The sequence below is a fragment of the Streptomyces sp. NPDC055400 genome (assembly GCF_053644375.1).
In genome coordinates, this window is the sequence record NZ_JBSHLM010000022.1 from 111721 (window position 1) to 129308 (window position 17588).

At 68.6% G+C, this 17588-nt stretch carries 17 protein-coding genes and 2 pseudogenes; 9 read left to right on the forward strand and 10 right to left on the reverse strand.

The features are described from left to right. The first annotated feature begins 20 nt into the window (after positions 1-20). The 4 genes from ACWIGU_RS41850 to ACWIGU_RS41865 are packed head-to-tail and all read left to right on the forward strand — an operon-like array spanning position 21 to position 4279. A complete protein-coding gene (locus ACWIGU_RS41850) occupies positions 21-773 on the forward strand; it encodes a response regulator transcription factor (RefSeq protein ID WP_454407098.1) in 753 nt (250 codons plus the stop codon). Then, the gene (locus ACWIGU_RS41855; RefSeq protein WP_454407099.1) at positions 770-2479 is read left to right on the forward strand and encodes a sensor histidine kinase; all 1710 of its coding nucleotides are present in this window, start codon (positions 770-772) and stop codon (positions 2477-2479) included. Before ACWIGU_RS41850 ends, ACWIGU_RS41855 begins: the two co-directional genes overlap by 4 nt. Next, the gene (locus ACWIGU_RS41860; protein ID WP_454407100.1) at positions 2448-3263 is read left to right on the forward strand and encodes a fumarylacetoacetate hydrolase family protein; all 816 of its coding nucleotides are present in this window, start codon (positions 2448-2450) and stop codon (positions 3261-3263) included. Before ACWIGU_RS41855 ends, ACWIGU_RS41860 begins: the two co-directional genes overlap by 32 nt. A gap of 44 nt (positions 3264-3307) precedes the next feature. Beyond that, complete coding sequence (locus tag ACWIGU_RS41865; RefSeq protein WP_454407168.1) at positions 3308-4279, forward strand: WD40 repeat domain-containing protein; 972 nt, start codon at positions 3308-3310, stop codon at positions 4277-4279. A gap of 171 nt (positions 4280-4450) precedes the next feature. Here ACWIGU_RS41865 and ACWIGU_RS41870 read toward each other — a convergent pair whose 3' ends face one another. From ACWIGU_RS41870 to ACWIGU_RS41885, 4 genes and pseudogenes are all read right to left on the reverse strand, one after another. Further along, a complete protein-coding gene (locus ACWIGU_RS41870) occupies positions 4451-4849 on the reverse strand; it encodes a VOC family protein (protein ID WP_454407102.1) in 399 nt (132 codons plus the stop codon). 117 nt (positions 4850-4966) lie between these two features. Then, positions 4967-5599, reverse strand: coding sequence for an SDR family NAD(P)-dependent oxidoreductase (locus ACWIGU_RS41875; protein ID WP_454407169.1), 633 nt, complete (start codon positions 5597-5599; stop codon positions 4967-4969). A gap of 1 nt (position 5600) precedes the next feature. Beyond that, positions 5601-6827: pseudogene (locus ACWIGU_RS41880) on the reverse strand (IS701 family transposase); the annotation flags it as partial. A gap of 419 nt (positions 6828-7246) precedes the next feature. Continuing rightward, complete coding sequence (locus ACWIGU_RS41885) at positions 7247-7849, reverse strand: endonuclease domain-containing protein (RefSeq protein ID WP_454407103.1); 603 nt, start codon at positions 7847-7849, stop codon at positions 7247-7249. Positions 7850-8043: 194 nt separating this feature from the next. Between ACWIGU_RS41885 and ACWIGU_RS41890 the strand changes: the two genes are divergently transcribed. From ACWIGU_RS41890 to ACWIGU_RS41900, 3 genes are all read left to right on the forward strand, one after another. Beyond that, positions 8044-9282: an IS256 family transposase gene (locus ACWIGU_RS41890; RefSeq protein ID WP_454407104.1), complete on the forward strand. Its 1239-nt coding sequence runs from the start codon at positions 8044-8046 to the stop codon at positions 9280-9282. A 250-nt stretch (positions 9283-9532) separates the two neighbouring features. After that, positions 9533-10392 (forward strand): IS5 family transposase gene (locus tag ACWIGU_RS41895; protein ID WP_454407170.1). Its coding sequence is split into 2 segments (ribosomal slippage): positions 9533-9878 and positions 9878-10392, totalling 861 coding nucleotides; the frame shifts between segments, so codons are not numbered across the junction. A 162-nt stretch (positions 10393-10554) separates the two neighbouring features. Continuing rightward, positions 10555-10857 (forward strand): hypothetical protein, encoded by a 303-nt coding sequence (locus tag ACWIGU_RS41900; RefSeq protein ID WP_454407105.1) that lies wholly within the window; start codon positions 10555-10557, stop codon positions 10855-10857. A gap of 40 nt (positions 10858-10897) precedes the next feature. Here the strand turns inward: ACWIGU_RS41900 and ACWIGU_RS41905 are convergent, their stop codons facing one another. Further along, positions 10898-11335, reverse strand: coding sequence for a hypothetical protein (locus ACWIGU_RS41905; protein WP_454407106.1), 438 nt, complete (start codon positions 11333-11335; stop codon positions 10898-10900). Positions 11336-11742: 407 nt separating this feature from the next. Here ACWIGU_RS41905 and ACWIGU_RS41910 point away from each other — a divergent pair, with 407 nt between their 5' ends. Further along, complete coding sequence (locus ACWIGU_RS41910) at positions 11743-12447, forward strand: DUF6042 family protein (protein ID WP_454407107.1); 705 nt, start codon at positions 11743-11745, stop codon at positions 12445-12447. A 51-nt stretch (positions 12448-12498) separates the two neighbouring features. Here the strand turns inward: ACWIGU_RS41910 and ACWIGU_RS41915 are convergent, their stop codons facing one another. From ACWIGU_RS41915 to ACWIGU_RS41930, 4 genes are all read right to left on the reverse strand, one after another. Then, the gene (locus ACWIGU_RS41915; protein WP_454407108.1) at positions 12499-12630 is read right to left on the reverse strand and encodes a hypothetical protein; all 132 of its coding nucleotides are present in this window, start codon (positions 12628-12630) and stop codon (positions 12499-12501) included. 492 nt (positions 12631-13122) lie between these two features. Further along, positions 13123-14616: a SulP family inorganic anion transporter gene (locus tag ACWIGU_RS41920; RefSeq protein WP_454407109.1), complete on the reverse strand. Its 1494-nt coding sequence runs from the start codon at positions 14614-14616 to the stop codon at positions 13123-13125. Positions 14617-14624: 8 nt separating this feature from the next. Continuing rightward, on the reverse strand, positions 14625-15206 hold the full coding sequence (locus tag ACWIGU_RS41925) for a carbonic anhydrase (RefSeq protein WP_398378166.1): 582 nt from the start codon (positions 15204-15206) through the stop codon (positions 14625-14627). A gap of 86 nt (positions 15207-15292) precedes the next feature. After that, on the reverse strand, positions 15293-15640 hold the full coding sequence (locus ACWIGU_RS41930) for a hypothetical protein (RefSeq protein ID WP_454407110.1): 348 nt from the start codon (positions 15638-15640) through the stop codon (positions 15293-15295). Between the two features lie 320 nt (positions 15641-15960). Between ACWIGU_RS41930 and ACWIGU_RS41935 the strand changes: the two are divergent. Beyond that, positions 15961-16729 (forward strand): annotated as a pseudogene (locus ACWIGU_RS41935) (transposase family protein). Here the strand turns inward: ACWIGU_RS41935 and ACWIGU_RS41940 are convergent. Further along, on the reverse strand, positions 16701-17534 hold the full coding sequence (locus ACWIGU_RS41940; RefSeq protein WP_454407112.1) for a FadR/GntR family transcriptional regulator: 834 nt from the start codon (positions 17532-17534) through the stop codon (positions 16701-16703). The pseudogene ACWIGU_RS41935 and the gene ACWIGU_RS41940 overlap by 29 nt on opposite strands. Positions 17535-17588: the final 54 nt, after the last annotated feature.

Here is a 17588-nt window from a genome sequence, read left to right on the forward strand (position 1 = left end):
GTATCCAGAGGTGCCCGAACGTGATCGACCCGCACACCCCAACACGTACGCCTGCCGCCGGGCACACGGTCCTGGTCGTGGAGGACGACGCCAGCATCCGCACTCTGCTCACCTCCGCGCTGAGCGCGGCAGGCTATACCGTGGCGAGTGCCGCGAGCGGGCAGGAGGCCATGTTCGGGGTCGGTAGTCGACGGCCCGATCTGATCGTCCTCGACGTGATGCTGCCCGACACCGACGGTTTCCAGGTCACGCGCGACCTGCGCGCACAGGGCGTCTACACGCCCGTACTGTTCCTCACCGCGCGTGACGGTGTGGAGGACCGCATCATCGGGCTCAGCTCCGGCGGTGACGACTACGTCACCAAACCCTTCCACGTCCAGGAGGTGCTGCTGCGGGTCCGCGCCATCCTGCGCCGCACCGGCACATCCGCCGCCCCCGCGGGCATCCGCCCACCCGTGCGGTACGCCGACCTCACGCTGGACGAGAACACAAGGGAGGTACGCCGCGCAGACCGGCTGCTGAAGCTGTCGCCGACGGAATTCCGCCTGCTGTCCTGCCTGCTGACGCATCCCGAACGTGTCTTCGAGAAGGCCGAGATCCTGCAGCAGGTGTGGCGGTACGACTTCTCCGGCGACACCCGGATCGTCGACACCTACGTCAAGAACCTGCGCCGGAAGATCGACCGCGACGCGCCCTCGCTGATCCACACGGTGCGCGGCGTCGGCTACTGTCTGCGTCTGCCGCGCGACGAGGCCGACGCGGCGACGCGATGAGGAGGCCCAGCCTGTTGTCGCGCTTCCGGCTCAGGCTGCCGCGCCCGCGCTCCCTGCGCGGCCGCCTCGTCCTGATCGCCGGGCTGCTGGCCACGAGCGCCGTCCTTGTGTGCCAGTTCGCCGGTCTGGCCGTGCTGCGTGGCTGGCTCACCGACCAGGTCGACGACCGGCTCGCCCACTTCAGGCCTCCGGACCGGGTCTACGAGGACGTGGCCGACGGTGACCGGCTGCGGCCGCCCGCGTCGGAGAACGCGCTCCCTTCGGATTACCGCGTCTACTTCTACGACGAGGACGGCCGCCTGCTGGGCACCTCCCTCGGTAACGGACATCAGCCGGGGCCCCAACTTCCCGCCCGGGCTGCCGACGTACATCTCACAACGGGGCAGCCGAGCACCGTTCCGTCCAAGGACGGTGCCGCAGGATCGGGCTGGCGCGTGGTCGCCTACTCCGGGTCCGACGGCATGCGGGCCGTCGTCGCACTGCCCCTGGACACCGTCGACGGTGCCACCACCAAACTCCTCTGGCTCAGCCTGGGGCTCGGCGTCGCGGTCGCCGTCGGTGTCGTGGTCCTGGGCAACGGAGCCGTCCGCCTGGGCCTGCGTCCGCTCACCCGCGTCGAACGCACCGCCCAGCGCATCACCGACGGTGCCCTGGAACTCAATGTTCCCGTCACCACTCCCGACACCGAGGTCGGGCGGCTCGGCCTGGCCCTCAACACCATGCTCGACCGGCTGCGCACCGCACTGCACCGCACGGAGCACTCCGAACAGCAGCTGCGCCGCTTTCTCGCCGACGTCGGGCACGAGCTGCGTACGCCGCTCACCGCCGTGCAGGGCTTCGCCGAACTGCTCATCGAGGAACCCGGCATGGCGGACGGCCGACGCCGTGAGGCGCACGCTCTGATCGCCCACAACGCCGATCGGATGAGCCGCCTCGTCGACGACCTGTTCCTCCTCGCCAAACTGGGTGCCGGCGACAGCGGTACGCGCAGCGAGCACCGTGAACCCGTCGACCTGCTCTCCTTGGCGGCCGACGCAATCGCCACCACCGCGATACGTCACCCACGGCACGGCATCACCTTGGATCCGCTCTCGCCCGTGTCCCGGACTCCCGTGGCCGGGCGGCCGGGGGAGGCCCCGTCCACGAGCCCCGAGGGCGATCTGGACATCATTGAGGCGTCCGGGGACCCGCACCAACTGGCCCAAGTGCTGGGCAATCTGCTGACCAACGCCTGTACCCACACCCCTGCCGGCACCCGCGTCCGCGTCCGGGTCGGCGCCGCCCGCACCGCGACCCGGGGTGTCCTGGGGGCCGGTCCGCCGATGCCGCCCCACACCCCGGTCTGTGTCATCGAGGTTGCCGACAACGGACCCGGCATCAGACCCGATGAGGCTCCAAATGTCTTCGAGCGCTTCTACCGGGCCACACCGCTCGGGCCGTCGGACCCGTCTGCCGAGGCGGAAGCCGGAGCGGAAGTGGAAGCCGGAGCGGAAGTGGAAGCGGAGCCCGAAGCCGCGACCGAGGCCGAACCGGGTGCCGGGCTCGGCCTCGCCATCGCCTCGGCCATCGCCACGGCGCACGGCGGGCGCCTCGAACTCGACAATCGTCCGGGCGAAGGCTGCACTTTCCGCCTGCTCCTGCCCGACTCGACCATCGCTCCGAAGGACGACACCGATGAGGCTGACCACGATCCGGCTCACACGTGACCGCACCGCCGCCGCCCGTATCGACAAGAAGCATCTGACGCTCCTGCCTCATGCGGACGTCGGCGCCCTGATCGCGTCGGGCCCCGACTGGAAGCGCGGCGCCGCCGCCCACAGTGGCGGTGAACAGCTCCCGCTGCATGCGGCCACGCCGGCCGAGCCGCTCCTCACCGCGACGAGGGTCATCCGCGTAGGACCCAACTACCCCACGCGTAGCCGCGAGTTGAGGCAGGAGCGCCCACAGGCGCCTGCTCTGCGCATCGTGCGACCGTCCCGCACCGCGGGCGCGCAAGCCACGCTGTCACTCCCCGCCCGGTTCGGGCAGTCCCTGGACTGGGGCGTGGAGCTCGGCGTCGTCGTCGCGCGGCCCGCCCATCGCGTTCCCGCGTCCGAGGCCTTCCGGTGCGTCGCCGGATACATCGTGACGGCGCACGTCCACGACGCTCTCCTGGTCGGGCCCGTCCTGCTCACCGCCGACCAACTTCCGCCCGGCGCACGAGGGTTGACGCTCACGAGCAGGCTCGGCGACCGACTCGTCCAGAAGGCCAACACCTCGGAGCTGCACTTCGACGTCGCGACCCTCGTCTCCGAGGCCAGCGCCGTCACACCCTTGCGCCCCGGCGATCTCCTCACCACCGGCACGCCGGGCGGCACCCTCGACCGACCCCTTGGCCCCGGTGAACTTCTCACTCTCGGCATCAAGGGCCTCGACGAGATCGACATCCGCCTCAGCGGCGACCGCGACCCCGACGAGAGCGGCCGCGTCGGCAACCTGCACGCATCGTGAGGACATCTCCCACCCGGCAACAGGAAGGACCGCGCATCGTGTTGATGCGTCACGCCCTGAGTCTCGTCACCGCATTGTCGGCATCCGTTTTGTTGGTGGTGGCCGCGGGCGCGGGAGCGGCCTCCGCGTCCGTCGCGGGTGAGGACGGGTTCACGATCAGGGACCCACGGATCACCGAGTCGAGTGGGCTCGCCGCCTCGCGCGCGCATCCGGGGATCTACTGGACGCACAACGACGGTGACGACGGCACGTACTTGTACGCGATTGACGGTGCCAGTGGCGAGACGGTCGCCCGCATCACGTACACCGGCGTCGGCAAGCCGCACGACGTCGAGGCGATCTCGGTCGGCCGGGACGGCCACCTCTACGTCGGCGCGATCGGTGACAACAAGAAGAACGAGGACCACGTCTGGATCTACCGCCTCAAGGAGCCGTCGGACCTCACCGACCAGAAGGTGTCGGCCACCGAGTACCACGTGACGTACGAGGACGGGGCGCACAACGCCGAGTCGATCGCCGTCCATCCCGAGACCGGCCGTGTCTACGTCATCACCAAGGACAAGGACGGGGGCGCCCTGTACGAGGCCCCGGAACAGCTCAGCACGCACGGCGACAACGTCCTCGACCGGGTCGCCGACATCGACCTGTGGGTGACGGACGCCGCCTTCTCCCCGGACGGCACCGAGCTGGCCGTCCGGGGCGACGAAGGCGTCATGTACGCGTGGCGGGACGGGAAACCCTCCGACCCGCGGAAGTTGGAGGTGCCCAAGCAGAAGCAGGGCGAGGCGATCACGTACACGACCGACGGCAGGACGCTGCTGTACGGCAGCGAAGGCAAGAACAGCAAGGTGGTGGCGGAACCGGCACAGTCGGGCGCGGTCGTGGGCGACGCGGACGGCGGTCTCAGCGGCGTGCAACTCGCAGGCGTCGTCGCCGGCGCTGCCGCCCTCCTGATCCTGCTGCTCGGCGCCGGTCGCCTGGTGTGGCTCCGCAAGGGCTGCGAGGACAGAGCCTGAAGCCGGCTCCTCTTCGATGGCGATGCTCATCAAACGCAAGAGCCGCCGAGCTCGCCGTCGTGACCCGACTCCCTGACTTCTGTGGCCGACTGGCGCGCCGCACACCCGCCCGTCCGACGGACGCGGAGTGCTGCGCTCCCCGGGCGGCGTGAACAGGACGCTGGCCCCCGGTCAGCGGCTGACGATCTCGATCAGGTTGTCCTCGGGGTCGGCGACGAACGCGATGGTCATGCCTGGGCGGCTGCCCGCGGACGGCTCCGCCAGCGCCGTCGCTCCCAGGGTGACGAGCCGGTCGAAGGCGGCCCGTACGTCGTCGACCCGCAGGGCGAGGTGGCCGTATCCGTGGCTGAGCAGGGACGTGGCGATGTCCCACCGTGGGTGGGTGGGCCGGCTGCCTTCACGGTGCAGCAACTCCAGCCGGAAACCTGTTGAGTCGATGAGTACGGCGGCCCGCATCGCGATCGCGGGCCGGTCCACGGTGTACTCGACACGGGCGTCCAGCGCGGTCGACCACCATGCGGTCATCGTTTCCAGGTCGCCGACCGACACGCCGATGTGGTCCACGGTCATGTGCGTACTCCCTGTCCGTAGCGACTGCGAGCCGGTCGTATCAGTACGTGCTGCGCCCACCGGACAGGTCGAAGACCGCGCCGGTGGAGAAGCTGCACGCCGGGCCGGCCAGCCACGTCACCAGGGCCGCCACCTCCTGCGGGTCCCCAGGCGTCCCATCGGGATGGCTGCGCGCATGCCGTCCTGGATCTCGGGACTGTTCTCATGGGTCATCCCCGCGTCGATGCCTGCCGGCGTGACCGCGTTGACCAGGACGCCCGTCTTGGCGAGGTCCTTCCCCAGCGCCTTGGCCAGGGCGATGACGGCGGCCTTCGAGGCGCTGTACGCGGGCAGCTGCGCCGAGCCCTCCTTGCCCGCGACCGACGCCACGAGGACGACCCGGCCGTAGCCGCGCTCGACCATACCGGGCAAGAGCGCCTTGCAAGTCCGGAAGGTTCCCCCGGCGTTGACGTCCATGATCTGGTTCCACGTCGACTCGGGCAGGTCGAGCAGGCCGGTCCAGGGTCCGCTGATGCCCGCGGCGTGGACGAGTACGGACACGGGGCCGAGCGCGCGCTCCACCTCGGTCACGGCCTCGGTGAGCGAGGCACCCGATGTCACGTCCGCGACGACCGGCAGGTGCGGACCCGAGGTGTCCGGGGCGAGGTCGAGCACGGCGACCCGGTGACCCGCCTCGGCGAGGGCGTCCGCGCAGCCCCCGCCCCATCCCGCTGCCGCCGCCCGTGACCACGGCGACGTCTTGCAGTCCAGGTGCTTTTGGGGCCAGACGCTGTTCGGTAAGAAACGCGTGGGCCGCGGTCACGAGGGTGACGTGGTGGTGCCAGCCAGGCCAGGACCGGCCTTCGAAGTGGTCCAGGCCCAGTCCGTGCTTGAGTTCGCGGTAGTCGTGTTCGATGCGCCAGCGAACCTTGGCCAGACGGACCAGGTCGGCGATCGGAGTGTCGGCCGGCAGGCTGGACAACCAGTAGTCGGTGGGAGCCTCGGCCTGTTCGGGCCATTCGACCAGCAGCCAGCAGTCGGGCAGGATGCCGTCCCACCAGCCCTGTTCGGCCGAGGCGGCGACCCGAATGGGACGTTCGACGGCGTTGCTGGCAGGGCGGACGCGCACGGCCGCGAAGCGGGAACGTAGCTCGCCGCGCGAGCCCTGCCGCCAGGTGAGGGAGGTGAACGCCTCTGGCCCGAGACCGGTGGCAAGGGCTGCCACTGAGGGTGCAGGGTGGCGGTAGCGGGGCTGGGGCCAGCAGCCGACAGGGCCCTTGCGGTCCGGGGCTGTCGGTTTGGCGTCGAATGGGTGGGCGGTCATATCCGCGCGGACGGCCAACGTGTAGTCGATTCCCCGCTCTGCCAGGCCGGCCCGAAAGCGGGCATTGGTGCCGTAGGCGGCGTCGGCCACCACGACCGGCGGCCTCATGCCCCAGCCGGCCAGCGTGTCGAGCATGTCCAGAGCCAGCCGCCACTTTTCGCGGTGCCCGGCCTCGGGCGGGATGCGGGTAGCGGTCCTGCGGTCCGTGTCCGCCGCCCACTCCTTGGGCAGGAACAGTCGCCACTGCAGTGGGCAGGAGGCCGTGTCACTGGCGCAGTGGACGCTGACCGCGACCTGGCAGTTGGCGCGTTTGCCCAGGGCTCCGCAGTACTGGGGAGCCACGGCGACCGACATTCTTCCGTCCTTGGGCAACGGCACATCGTCGATCACTCAGGCCGTTGGGTTGACCAGCGGCAGCATGCGTTCGCAGATCCGGCGCTGCACCGGCACCGGGTTCCAGCTGGACTGGTTCACGAACTGCTGCAGGTTCTGTTCGTTGCCGTCCGGCAGCCGCGAGGCCATGGCCTGGATCGCCTTGCGGCGGCCGTCCAGCATCAGTCCCCGCAGGTAGCAGTCGCCTTTGGCTCGCTGATCCTTGCGCGGCACCGACGCGAACGCGTCAGCCACGTATAACGCCAACTTCGCCCGGACACGGTTCACTTCATGTGCGTCCATCCATCCAACATGCCCAGAAAGAGGCCGAGCCGAAAGACCTAACGGAGTCCTACTAATGCTGTGACCGGCAACGTTCACCGGTTTGCCATGGGTGAACGGAAAGTTGGGCAGGGCGGAACCGATGTCTGGACTACTGCGCTGAGGGAGCGCGCTGTGGGTGAGCACGGGCTGGTAGTACCCGCTGGAGGCCGGACTGTGCCAGGCGATGTTGGTGAAGCCAGCTTCAGTCACGAACTCTGTCATCTGCGGGCGCGTCAGCGCCCAGTAGGTGCTCCGGCGGACTCGGACACGCCAGGTGTTCTCCGCGGGGATGAGCTGGAAGTGCTCCAGGTCGTAGCGCTCGCCGTCCTCATGCCAGTGCCACAGGGCGCGGTACTTCATCAAGCGAGTGACTGGTCCGCCCGGCAAGGCTGGCTGCGTTAGCTGCGTGGCGGGCCGTAGCGGACCTTTACTTCAGTGGAATCGGGCGGACCTTCGAAGAGAACGCGGCGTCGAATCCAGTCTTCGAGCGCGGGGAACGAGGGGTTGCCTTCCTGCCGTATCCATGTTCCCTCGTACCAGGCGACGGCGCGCCGGTTGCAGGGAGGGCAGAGCATCCCACGGACGCACTCGACGCAGTACTGGACTGACCTGTGGCCCCTTGCGCAGTCGTGTGCATGGTCGAGTTCCCATCCCTCAGGACCGGGATCGGTGGTGCCGCAGAGGCACCGGCCTCCCTGGAGAGCGAGGATCGCGTCGCGGGCGAACTGTGAGATCCCTCGCCCGTAGTGAACGATGCACAGGCCCCGGGAGTGAGTATCTGACGCGCACTCCCAGTAACGGCATGTGGGGCCCCAGACCTTCTGGGAGACCCACCCCCGGATCGGCGTCAGCGGTTTCCCATCGTCGAGCTGCTGAGCGTGTGTCCCGCAGTACCCCTTCGACGAATGCTTCCTGTCGCAGCCGGGGAAGAAACAGCCGGTGTACTGACCTCGCTTGACCATCGGCTTGATCGGACGAAGAGGTCTGCCGGTGCGAGCCATTTCGTAGTGGCTCTTGCAATACAGCACCCCCTCGCGTCTGTTCTTGCCCGGTCTACCGCAGGTTGCGTCCTGGGAAGTGGTGTACGGGTTCGACCTGATCCGGGGGTTTGCTCCGGCATCGGGATGGTGCCCGCATAGATGAACGGCCACCGGCTGATCTTCGAAGTGTCGAAGCCTCGAAGGAGATCAGCACGATGACCGCACCAGACAGTCTGCCCCTGCATGCCCTCGCGGAAGACAACCTCGCCACGGCGAGTCCCGATCTGCTGCGCGCGATGGTGAAGACGTTCGCCGACGCGCTCATGTCCGCGGAGGCGGACGCCCTCTGCAACGCCGAATACGGGCAGGTCAGCGACGAACGCGTCAACCACCGCAACGGCTACCGCCCACGCGAGTGGGACACGAGGGCCGGCACCGTCGAACTGGCCATTCCCAAGCTGCGCCAGGGCAGTTACTTCCCGCACTGGCTCCTCGAGCGGCGCCGGCGGGCCGAACAGGCTCTCATCTCGGTGGTCGCCACCGCCTACCTGCTCGGTGTGAGTACGCGCAGAGTCGAGAAGCTCGCCGCGTCCCTCGGCGTCACCCAGCTGTCGAAGTCCCAGGTCAGCGCGATGGCCAAGCACCTGGACGAGCAGGTCGCCGCCTTTCGCAACCGGCCCCTCGACGCCGGGCCCTACGCGTTCGTCTGGGTCGACGCACTGACTCAGAAGGTCCGCGAGGGCGGCCGCATCATCAACGTCCACGCACTGATCGCGGTCGGTGTGAATGCCGACGGACACCGCGAGATTCTCGGCCTCGACGTCGCCACCTGCGAGGACGGTGCCGGCTGGCTTGCCTTCCTGCGGTCCCTGATCGCCCGCGGCCTGTCCGGCGTCCAACTGGTCGCCTCCGACGCACACGCCGGCCTCGTCGACGCGATCGGTGCAGTGCTGCCCGGAGCTTCATGGCAGCGATGTCGCACCCACTACGCCCGCAACCTGCTCAGCCAGGTTCCGAAATCGGCCCAGCCCTGGGTGGCCACCTTGCTGCGGACCGTCTTCGAACAGCCCGACAGCGACGCGGTCCAGGCCCAGATGCGGCACGTGCTGGACGCCTTGGAGGCCAAGTTCCCCAAGGCCGCAGCCCACTTGGACACAGCCCAGCACGATCTGCTGGCGCTCGCCGCGTTTCCCCGTGAGATCTGGCGGCAGATCTGGTCGAACAATCCGCAGGAGAGGCTGAACAAGGAGATCCGCCGTCGCACCGACGTGGTCGGGATCTTTCCCGACCGCACCGCCCTGATCCGGCTGGTCGGCGCGGTGCTGGCCGAGCAGAACGACGAGTGGACCGAGGCCCGCCGCTACATGGGACTCGACCTGCTGGCCAAGGCCCGCCTCCACCCGATCGAGTCAGAAACCGACGACACCGACCTGCCGACCGAACTCACCGCATAGCCTCAAATCGAGATCACCGAGTGGCCGTCAATACACCACTCCCGCGGACGTGACCCTACCGCACGGGCGGAAGGCGCACAGCTCCACTGATGTCGTCAACTTGCCCACCCCTCAAGGACTTAGCGACGGTGAACCTACCGGGCAGCACTGACAAACCACGGTCGATCTTCGCTGTTCGCAGTCACGTGGAGACCCCCGCGAGCCCGGGGCGGCGGGACAGAGCCCTAGGCCGTTTCGTTCGGATCATCTGATCGTTGGTCCGGGTGTGCCGTTGACTGACGCGCAGTGGGCGCGGATCGAGCCGTTACTTCCGGACCGGACGCCGAAGCGTGGTGGCCGGTGGCGGGACCACCGTGAGGTGATCGATGCAATTGCCTGGAAGTTCCAGACCGGATCGCAGTGGGTCCACCTGCCCGAGAAGTACGGCAACTGGAGAGGCGTCTACAACCGGCTTCGCATGTGGGCCGTCGATGGCACCTGGGAGCGTGTGTTCACCGCGCTCATGGCCCAGGCTGACGCCGACGAGGACCTGAACTGGGCAGTCTCCGTGGACTCCACGATCGTTCGTGCCCACCAGCACGCGGCCGGAGCCCGCAAAAGGGGGCCCCGGCCGGCGAGCCGGACGACCATGCCATCGGCCGGTCCCGCGGCGGGCTGACCACGAAGATTCATCTCGCGGCCGACGCCCACTGCCGGCCCCTCGCGTTTGTTCTCACCGCCGGACAGGCCGGAGACGCTCCCGTCTTCACGCATGTGATGGCCCGCTTACGGGTTCCCCGGCGGCGCGGACGGCCCCGCACCAGACCCGATGTGGTCCTGGCCGACAAGGCCTATTCCTCCCGTGCCATCCGCGAGCACCTGCGCAAGCGCGGTATCCGGACGGTGATCCCTATTCCGGCCGACCAACGCAACCACCGCAAACGCCGGGGCAGCCATGGCGGCAGGCCGCCCGCCTTCGACCGCGAGGCATACAAACAGCGCAACACCGTTGAGCGGTGCATCAACCGCTTGAAGCAGTGGCGAGGCATCGCCACCCGCTATGAGAAGACCGCGACCATCTACCTGGCCGGACTCCATGTTGCGGGCATCTTCCTCTGGTCCGCTCGCTGATCCAAACGAAACGGCCTAGGCGTCAAGCCCAACAACAGCAGCATCTCCGAGCGGCTCGGCGAGAGCGCGGCCCGCTATCACGTAGTCCCAAAGGAGTTCCCGGGTGCCGAGTGGATCCCGCTGCCCCCCAGTACCCCCAATGGCTCCGATGCGTTCGATCAGTTGTACCAGCTCAAGGACGGCGATCTGCTCGTTGTCGAGGCGAAGGCGCCAACGGGTGACCTCGGCTGGCGTCAGGGAAAGGGCCCTCACAAGAACAAGATGGTCCAGCAGTGCACCAGGGAGTACGCACAGACGATCATCGAAGCGATGAGGGAGCGTGCGGCAAAGTCCCCGCGGGACGGCAAGCTGGCGGACGACCTGGAGGAGGCGCTGAAGCAGGGCAAGCTCCGCTACGTCGTTGTGAAGGCAGAGGACGGCGGCAGCTCCTACGCCGGTGCCACCCTTCGGGAATGCGCCATGTAGTAGCCCGGAGCTGAGGACGACGCCTTCCCCCAAGGCCCGCTCACAGGCCGATCCCGATCAGGGCGTTGTCCTCCCACATGCCGCCCTCCTCGATGTAGCCCTCCAGCGTCGGCGAGCCCGGCCGGTGGCCTGACTGGCGGGCGATGACCTTGCGGTCGATTCCGGCGCGGGCTGCCTCAGTGATGTCGCCGCGGCGGGCGGAGTGCCCGGTGTGCTTCACGCCGCGCTCGGCATCCTCACTGGACTTGGTGACGACCGCGCCGACGGACTTGGGGTGCAGTCCGCCGGCGAGCGGCTTGAGGGTGCGCCAGTGCAGCGCGCGGCAGGGTGCTGGCAGGATGGTGGCCTGGAGCAAGCCGAGCACTTCAGGCCGCTGAGAGGAACCAGCCCTGTGGCGGGCGGCGGCCCAGTGACTGGTGCGGGCGAGGACCGAGGTCAGGAGCGTGGCGGCGACCAGGCTGACCAGGCTCCAGCGCATCCAGGAGTTCCAGCAGGTCCCCTGTCCTTGATCCAGTCCGGTCAGGGACTTGGCGGTGGCGAAGTCCCTGACCGGACTGGATTGAGCAGGATCCTGGGACGGTCGGTGTGGTGCGCCGGTGTCACTCTTGGCATTCCTATACGGGGTTTCCTGCCGTGTCGCGCCACTTCTTCCCGTCGAAGTAGATGACCTTATTCAGTGTGGAGTCCACGATCGTCTTACCCGTATACCCATCTGGGCGGTTTGCTGTCGTGTACGTCCTGAGCCCGAGGTTGGTCTGGGAGTAAAGAATTGCGGATGACTGAGAATCCGTGCCTGCCCGGGCCGCGCCGGGACTTGGCGATGCACAACGACTGGTGGGCCTCTGGCTGGGACCATGTCCTGCCCCGCCAAGGCTTCCCGCTGCGATGCTGATCGGGACGGCGAGCCAGCCCGGCTTCACCGGCTCCCTGGACGACCTCCTGCAGGAGGTGTTCGAAGGGCACTGGGACATGATCGGCGGCGACCTGGACGGTGCGCTCACGTTCTCGTGGCCCGACGAGGAATGGGACTACGACGAGGCGCCGGAGGGACGCGAAGCATCCGAGGCCAACCGCTGGGAGACGTTCGCCACCATGCTCACGGCCGCCGGGTTTTCGGTGCCCACGACCGTGCGGGATCTGTCCGAGCTCTATTTGACGTGGGGCCTGGCGTTCCGCGAGGAGACGCCGGGCGGCTCCCGATGGTCAATGCCCGCCGCGCTGCCGCTGCCCGGCGACCTGCTGCCTCTGGATGCCGACCTCGCCAAGCGGCTCGACTGGATCCGGTGGACGATGCGCACCGGCCCGCTCGTCGGCCTCATCACGTACCTGGTCGATGATCTGGGCGAGCCGCAGGAGGTGCTCACTTCCCTGGACCGCCTGGCGGCTGCCACAGGTCGGGATGCCAATGATGTCCGCATCGCCCCTGCGGAACTGGTTGAGGCTGGCGACGCCCAGGTGCAGCGAGGGCAGAAGCAGGCCGACGCGGAACGGCTGGAGGCGCATCAGCGCTTCCGCCTGGTCATGGACTGGGATCACTTCCACGAGACCCGGATGCGGCTGAGCGTAGGACCGACGACGGCGCGTAACTGAGATCGTGCCGGCTGGCACGGCGAGGGACGGTGATCTGCGCAGAGCGACCGCTCAAGCGGCATGATCCGCCGGGCGTACCCCTACCTTCACGTCCCACCTCACCTGCTCGATGGTGTCGGCCCGCACCATCCGCACACCCAGGGCCTCGCTGTGCAGTTCCACCCACACGTCCGTGACGGCCATCAGCCCTCCTGACCTCCCGGGGGGCCGGGGCTTCGTGGTGTGCGCTCTCAGTACAAGGGCGGAACCGTCACCCACCGCTTGATCAATACGGCGGGAGGGGCAACAAGCCCGTACGGAGCGATCGCCAGGGAAACGGCCTCCGCCAACTCGTCGATGGAACTCACGAGATGAGCGGGCGGAGTGATCCACACCCGAGGTGCGGCGTCCGGCCCGTCCTGGTTATGGATCAGCTGCGCGTACAGGTGGACCTGCCCGCTCGGGTAGCTTTCGTAGCCCCAGGTGCTGAACTTTTGCCACCTCCACCTGCGCCGAACTCCCCGCCCAGCGCTGACCGTATGGGCGGTTGCGGCGCCGTGCCGCGATGACACCCCACCGCACCTGCCCGAAGGCAAGCCCGCGGTCGCCTACAGGGCGGCATGTCGCCCTGTAGGCATGCGAAAGGCCCCGACTCCCGTGTTGCGCACGGGGTCGGGGCCCGGTGGAGAGCGGCCGTCAGGCCGCGGTGGTGACCTTCACCGGTTCGGTCTGCGCCGTACTATGCCGTTCGGCCCAGTTCTCCAGGGCCGTGCGGCACGCATGGTCCAGGTGGTGGACTCCCGTCAGGTTGAGCTCGACCGGGTGGGTCTGCGGCAGCGCCTCGAGGCTGTCGAGGATCTTCGGCAGCTTCAGGAACGTCGCGTTGCCCGTCAGGTGGGCCTGGATCGGGCCCGCCCCCTTGTCGGTGACCTCCAGCTTGACGTGCGAGGCGTCCCACGCGGTCTTCACGATCGCCAGGGCGAGGCCGATGAGTACGCCCTCGAACATGCTGATCGCCACGATCGACACCGCGGTGACGACGAGGATCAGCGCCTCACCGCGGTGCTCGCGCCACAGCCCCACCAGCGCCCGTGCGGGAACCAGCTTGGCCCCGGCGTGCACCAGGACGCCGGCGAGCGCCGGGATCGGGATGTAGGCGAGCAGCGCCGGCAGCAGCGCCGCGAACAGCAGCAGCCAGACGCCGTGCATGATCCGCGAGGCCTTCGTCTTCGCCCCGGCCTGCACGTTCGCCGAGCTGCGCACGATCACCGCGGTCATCGGCAGCGCGCCGAGCACACCGCAGACCGCGTTGCCCGCGCCCTGCGCGAGCAGTTCCTTGTCGTACTCGGTACGCGGACCGTCGTGCATCCGGTCCACGGCCGCCGCGCTGAACAGCGACTCGGCGGACGCGATCAGCGTGAACGCGATGATCGTGCCGAGCACACCGATGCCGAGCGAGCCGAACGCGTCGAGCGGCGGCGGCTGGATCGAGCCGAGCAGGCCGTTGACCTCGACCATGGCGACCGGTGCGTCGAACACGAACGCCGCGAGCATCGCGAGGCCCACCGCGGCCAGCGGTCCCGGCACGACCCGCACACGCCGCGGCATGTGCTTCCACAGCACCAGGACGGCTATCGTGCCGGCGCCCAGGGCGAGCGAGACCAGCGCACGCGTGCTGCCGAGCGCCTCGAACAGCGCTGCCGGCAGCCCGGCCAACTTGCCGAGCCCCGACTCGGGGGCCTTGGCGTCGACGACCGAGTACATCTGGCCCGCGATCAGGACCAGGCCGATGCCCGCGAGCATGCCCTCGACGACCGAGACCGAGATGGCCCGGAAGTAGCGGCCGACCTTGAGTGCGCCCATCGCGATCTGCAGCACGCCGGTGGCCAGCACGATCACACCGAGCGCCGGCAGGCCGAACTCGCGCACCGCCTCGAAGACGAGCACGGTGAGACCGGCGGCGGGGCCGGACACCTGGAGGCTGCTGCCCCGCATGAAGCCGGTGACGAGGCCGCCGACGATGCCGGTGATCAGGCCGAGTTCGGCCGGCACCCCGGAGGCGACGGCCACGCCGACGCACAGCGGCAGCGCGACGAGGAACACGACGAGCGAAGCGGTGAAGTCCGCCTTGAGGTGCGGGAACCGGGGTGTGGGGGTGGGTATTTCGGAGTGGGGGGTGGAGTCGGTCATGGCGGCGCTCACAGAATCTCGAAGGCGTCGGTGCCGGCACGGTGCTCGCGTACGCCGCCGGTGTGTACCTCGTAGTACCAGCCGCGCAGCGTGAGGCGGCCGTCGGCAAGCCGCTTCTCGACGCACGGGTACGAGCGCAGGCGCAGCAGCTGGGCGAGGACGTGTTGTTGGACCGCGGAGGCGACCGTCACATCGGACGGATCGCACTCGCCGGGCTCGTCGGCCGCGTGCGCGAGCCAGTCCCGCACGGCGGGCACGGCGGCCAGGTCGTCGCCGCGGACCAGGGCGCCGACCGCGCCGCAGTGCGAGTGACCGCACACGACGATGTCCTGGACACCGAGGACTTCCACGGCGTACTCGATGGTGGCCCGTTCCCCGCTGGGGCTGCCGCTGGTGTACGGGGGGACGATGTTGCCCGCGGTGCGGAGCTCGAACAGCTCGCCGGGGCGGGCGCCCGTGATCAGGGCCGGGACGACGCGGGAGTCGGAGCAGGTGATGAACAACACCTGAGGTGACTGACCGGCGGCGTGGCTGGCGAACTCCTCAGGGCGCGAGCCGAACGTTCGGGCGTTGTCGATGAGGGGCTGCATATGTGGTGATTCCTCCTGGCGCGCGGCAGGGCGCGTCGGACGTGCAGGATCGGACGTGCAGGACAGGTGGGAACTTCTGTCCGAACTCAGCAGCGGAAGACCTGAAGTCTCGCCGCCGTCAGCTCGTCGATGGATCTGTCCGGGTGGAGGTACGAGGCGTGACGCAGGGCGGTCGCCGGTGCGGCGGTGTCGGGCGCGGGTGACGCGGCACGGGGGTGGGGCAGCGGGGTCGATCCCGATGTCGTTGGCTGCCGGTTCCGACTGCGTATCGCCTCGAGCTGTCCCTCGGGCCCCGAGCCGTCGCCGTGGCAGGCCTTCGGCTCGACCGACGCCGACGCCACCGCCGCGGTGTGTGCGGGCGCGAACTGATGGGTGGACGCGAGCAGCGGCAGCGCCAGCAGCGCGGCGACCACAAGGGTCACTGCCGCTCGCATCCTGCCACCTCGGGACATGTCTCCACCTCGCGCGCCCTCACCAAGAGCTCGCCATCGTACGGTCAACTGAAGGTCAAGAGCCAGATTAACTATGCAAAGGTGTCCGGCGAGTTAACTCGGCGTTGCCGGGCACACGATGAGTGAAAGGTGCGGGTGATTTGGCCGGAACGCCCCCATGGGGTCGCGATCCGACCTGGCTGCCGCAGCAGTGAGCTCTTTCCAACCTGCCGTGCTGGTCCGGCAGTTGACGTGACAGATAAGTGAAGCCCCTGGTAGACGGGTTCACGACGAAGATCACCCGTTTCAACCAGAGGCTTCACGTGCTTGTCTACCCGTCTGGACTTGACCTGTCCACCTCGCACCTTCGCTTCCTCACCTCCCGCCTACGCGACCGCCGCCGCGCGATTGGGAGCCGATGGCGCCGGCTCAGCGCCGGCCGACAAGCCCTGCTCACCCTCGCTCACCTGCGTAACGGGCACCCCTACGCCCAGCTCGCCGCCGGGTTCGGCATCGGCACAGCCACGGCGTACCGGTACATCACCGAAGCCATCGGCCTACTCGCGGCCTTGGCACCCACCCTCGAACAAGCCGTGCGTGACGCATCGAGGAAGGCATTCGTCCTGCTCGACGGCACGCTCCTGACCATCGACCGCATTGCCGCCGACCGGCCCTTCTACTCAGGCAAACTCAAGAAGCACGGCATGAACGTCCAAGTCCTTGCCGACTCGGCTGGACGCCTGCTCTGGGCCTCACCCGCCTTGCCTGGGGCCGTTCATGACATCCGCGCCGCACGTGAACACGGCATTCTCGACGTACTCACCGCAGCGGACCTCAACTGCTGGGCGGACAAGGGCTACCAGGGCGCCGGTCCGGCTGCCCGCGTCCCCTGCCGAGGCCGCTGGGAGAACCTCTCCGGCGGCCAGCAGGCCGTGAACCGGTCACAGGCCAAGATCCATCCGAGCCCTGGTCGAACCGGCCAACGCCACCCTCAAGACCTGGTGCCTCCTGCGCAAGCTCCGATGCTCGACCACACGCATCACCAGGGTCGTTCAATCCGTCCTCACTCTTCACCTGACCTGCTCAAACTGAGGATGGAAAAGGCTGAGTGGAGCGGCTCGCGCGAATTGTTCCCGAGGTCGAGCAGCTCACGTCGGTCGATGTGCTCCGCGGCCCGTGCGAACGCGCACACATGCCGTTCCATGCGGCGCTTGGCCGCGGCGGAGTCCCGGTCGCGGATGGCACGAGCCACCCGCGCATGGGCGCGGGCCGTGGTCCGGCGGATGTCGTCGTCCAGGAAGCGGTCGATGTCCGTGGCCGTGTAGATCGAGCGTGCGAGAGCGTTCATGAAACCGATCAGCAACTCATTGCCGGAGGCTCGCGCCACCACCGAGTGCCACCGCACATTGGCCCGCAGAAATCGCGGCACGTCGCCCTCGGCTCCCGCCTCCACCAACTCATCTTGAGCAGAGTCCAGTTCGCTCAAGTGGGCATCGGTGCGCCGACTGGCAGCGAGCGAGGCGCAAGCCGGTTCCACGGCCTCCCGCGTCTCGTGCAGTGCGTCGAGCCGGATGTGCTGACCTCGAATCACCAACTGCACGGTGCTGGCGAGTGACTCGTGGTCGGGGCGATGGACAAACGCACCACCGCCCCGACCAGGCCGTATCCTCAGCAACTTCTCCACGGTCAGGATGCGCAACGCCTCGCGCACGGTGGCCCGGCTCAACCCGGTCTGCTCCACCAGTTGTCGCTCCGACGGCAACGCCGAACCCTCGGCCGGCTCTCCGGACAGGATGCGCTCGCGCACGTCCGCCGCCAGGACGTCGGCTGCCTTCGGCACGGACAGCGTGGTGAAACGCGGCCCGTCGGAGGCCATTGCGCTGTCCTTCGCGGCCACGTGGCACGCCTTTCCGTAGAGACGACGACGGATGGCAAAGGTCTGAGTGCCGGC

What these genes read in the sequence shown, in the direction of transcription:
- ACWIGU_RS41865 (WP_454407168.1), top strand. Translation starts at nt 3,308, where the DNA reads ATGCGTCACGCCCTGAGTCTCGTCACCGCATTGTCGGCATCCGTTTTG.
- ACWIGU_RS41915 (WP_454407108.1), bottom strand. Translation starts at nt 12,630, where the DNA reads ATGGCCGTCACGGACGTGTGGGTGGAACTGCACAGCGAGGCCCTGGGT.
- ACWIGU_RS41930 (WP_454407110.1), bottom strand. Translation starts at nt 15,640, where the DNA reads ATGCGAGCGGCAGTGACCCTTGTGGTCGCCGCGCTGCTGGCGCTGCCG.
- ACWIGU_RS41905 (WP_454407106.1), bottom strand. Translation starts at nt 11,335, where the DNA reads ATGCGCTGGAGCCTGGTCAGCCTGGTCGCCGCCACGCTCCTGACCTCG.
- ACWIGU_RS41925 (WP_398378166.1), bottom strand. Translation starts at nt 15,206, where the DNA reads ATGCAGCCCCTCATCGACAACGCCCGAACGTTCGGCTCGCGCCCTGAG.
- ACWIGU_RS41910 (WP_454407107.1), top strand. Translation starts at nt 11,743, where the DNA reads ATGCTGATCGGGACGGCGAGCCAGCCCGGCTTCACCGGCTCCCTGGAC.
- ACWIGU_RS41870 (WP_454407102.1), bottom strand. Translation starts at nt 4,849, where the DNA reads ATGACCGTGGACCACATCGGCGTGTCGGTCGGCGACCTGGAAACGATG.
- ACWIGU_RS41920 (WP_454407109.1), bottom strand. Translation starts at nt 14,616, where the DNA reads ATGACCGACTCCACCCCCCACTCCGAAATACCCACCCCCACACCCCGG.
- ACWIGU_RS41890 (WP_454407104.1), top strand. Translation starts at nt 8,044, where the DNA reads ATGACCGCACCAGACAGTCTGCCCCTGCATGCCCTCGCGGAAGACAAC.
- ACWIGU_RS41885 (WP_454407103.1), bottom strand. Translation starts at nt 7,849, where the DNA reads ATGGCTCGCACCGGCAGACCTCTTCGTCCGATCAAGCCGATGGTCAAG.
- ACWIGU_RS41860 (WP_454407100.1), top strand. Translation starts at nt 2,448, where the DNA reads ATGAGGCTGACCACGATCCGGCTCACACGTGACCGCACCGCCGCCGCC.
- ACWIGU_RS41855 (WP_454407099.1), top strand. Translation starts at nt 770, where the DNA reads ATGAGGAGGCCCAGCCTGTTGTCGCGCTTCCGGCTCAGGCTGCCGCGC.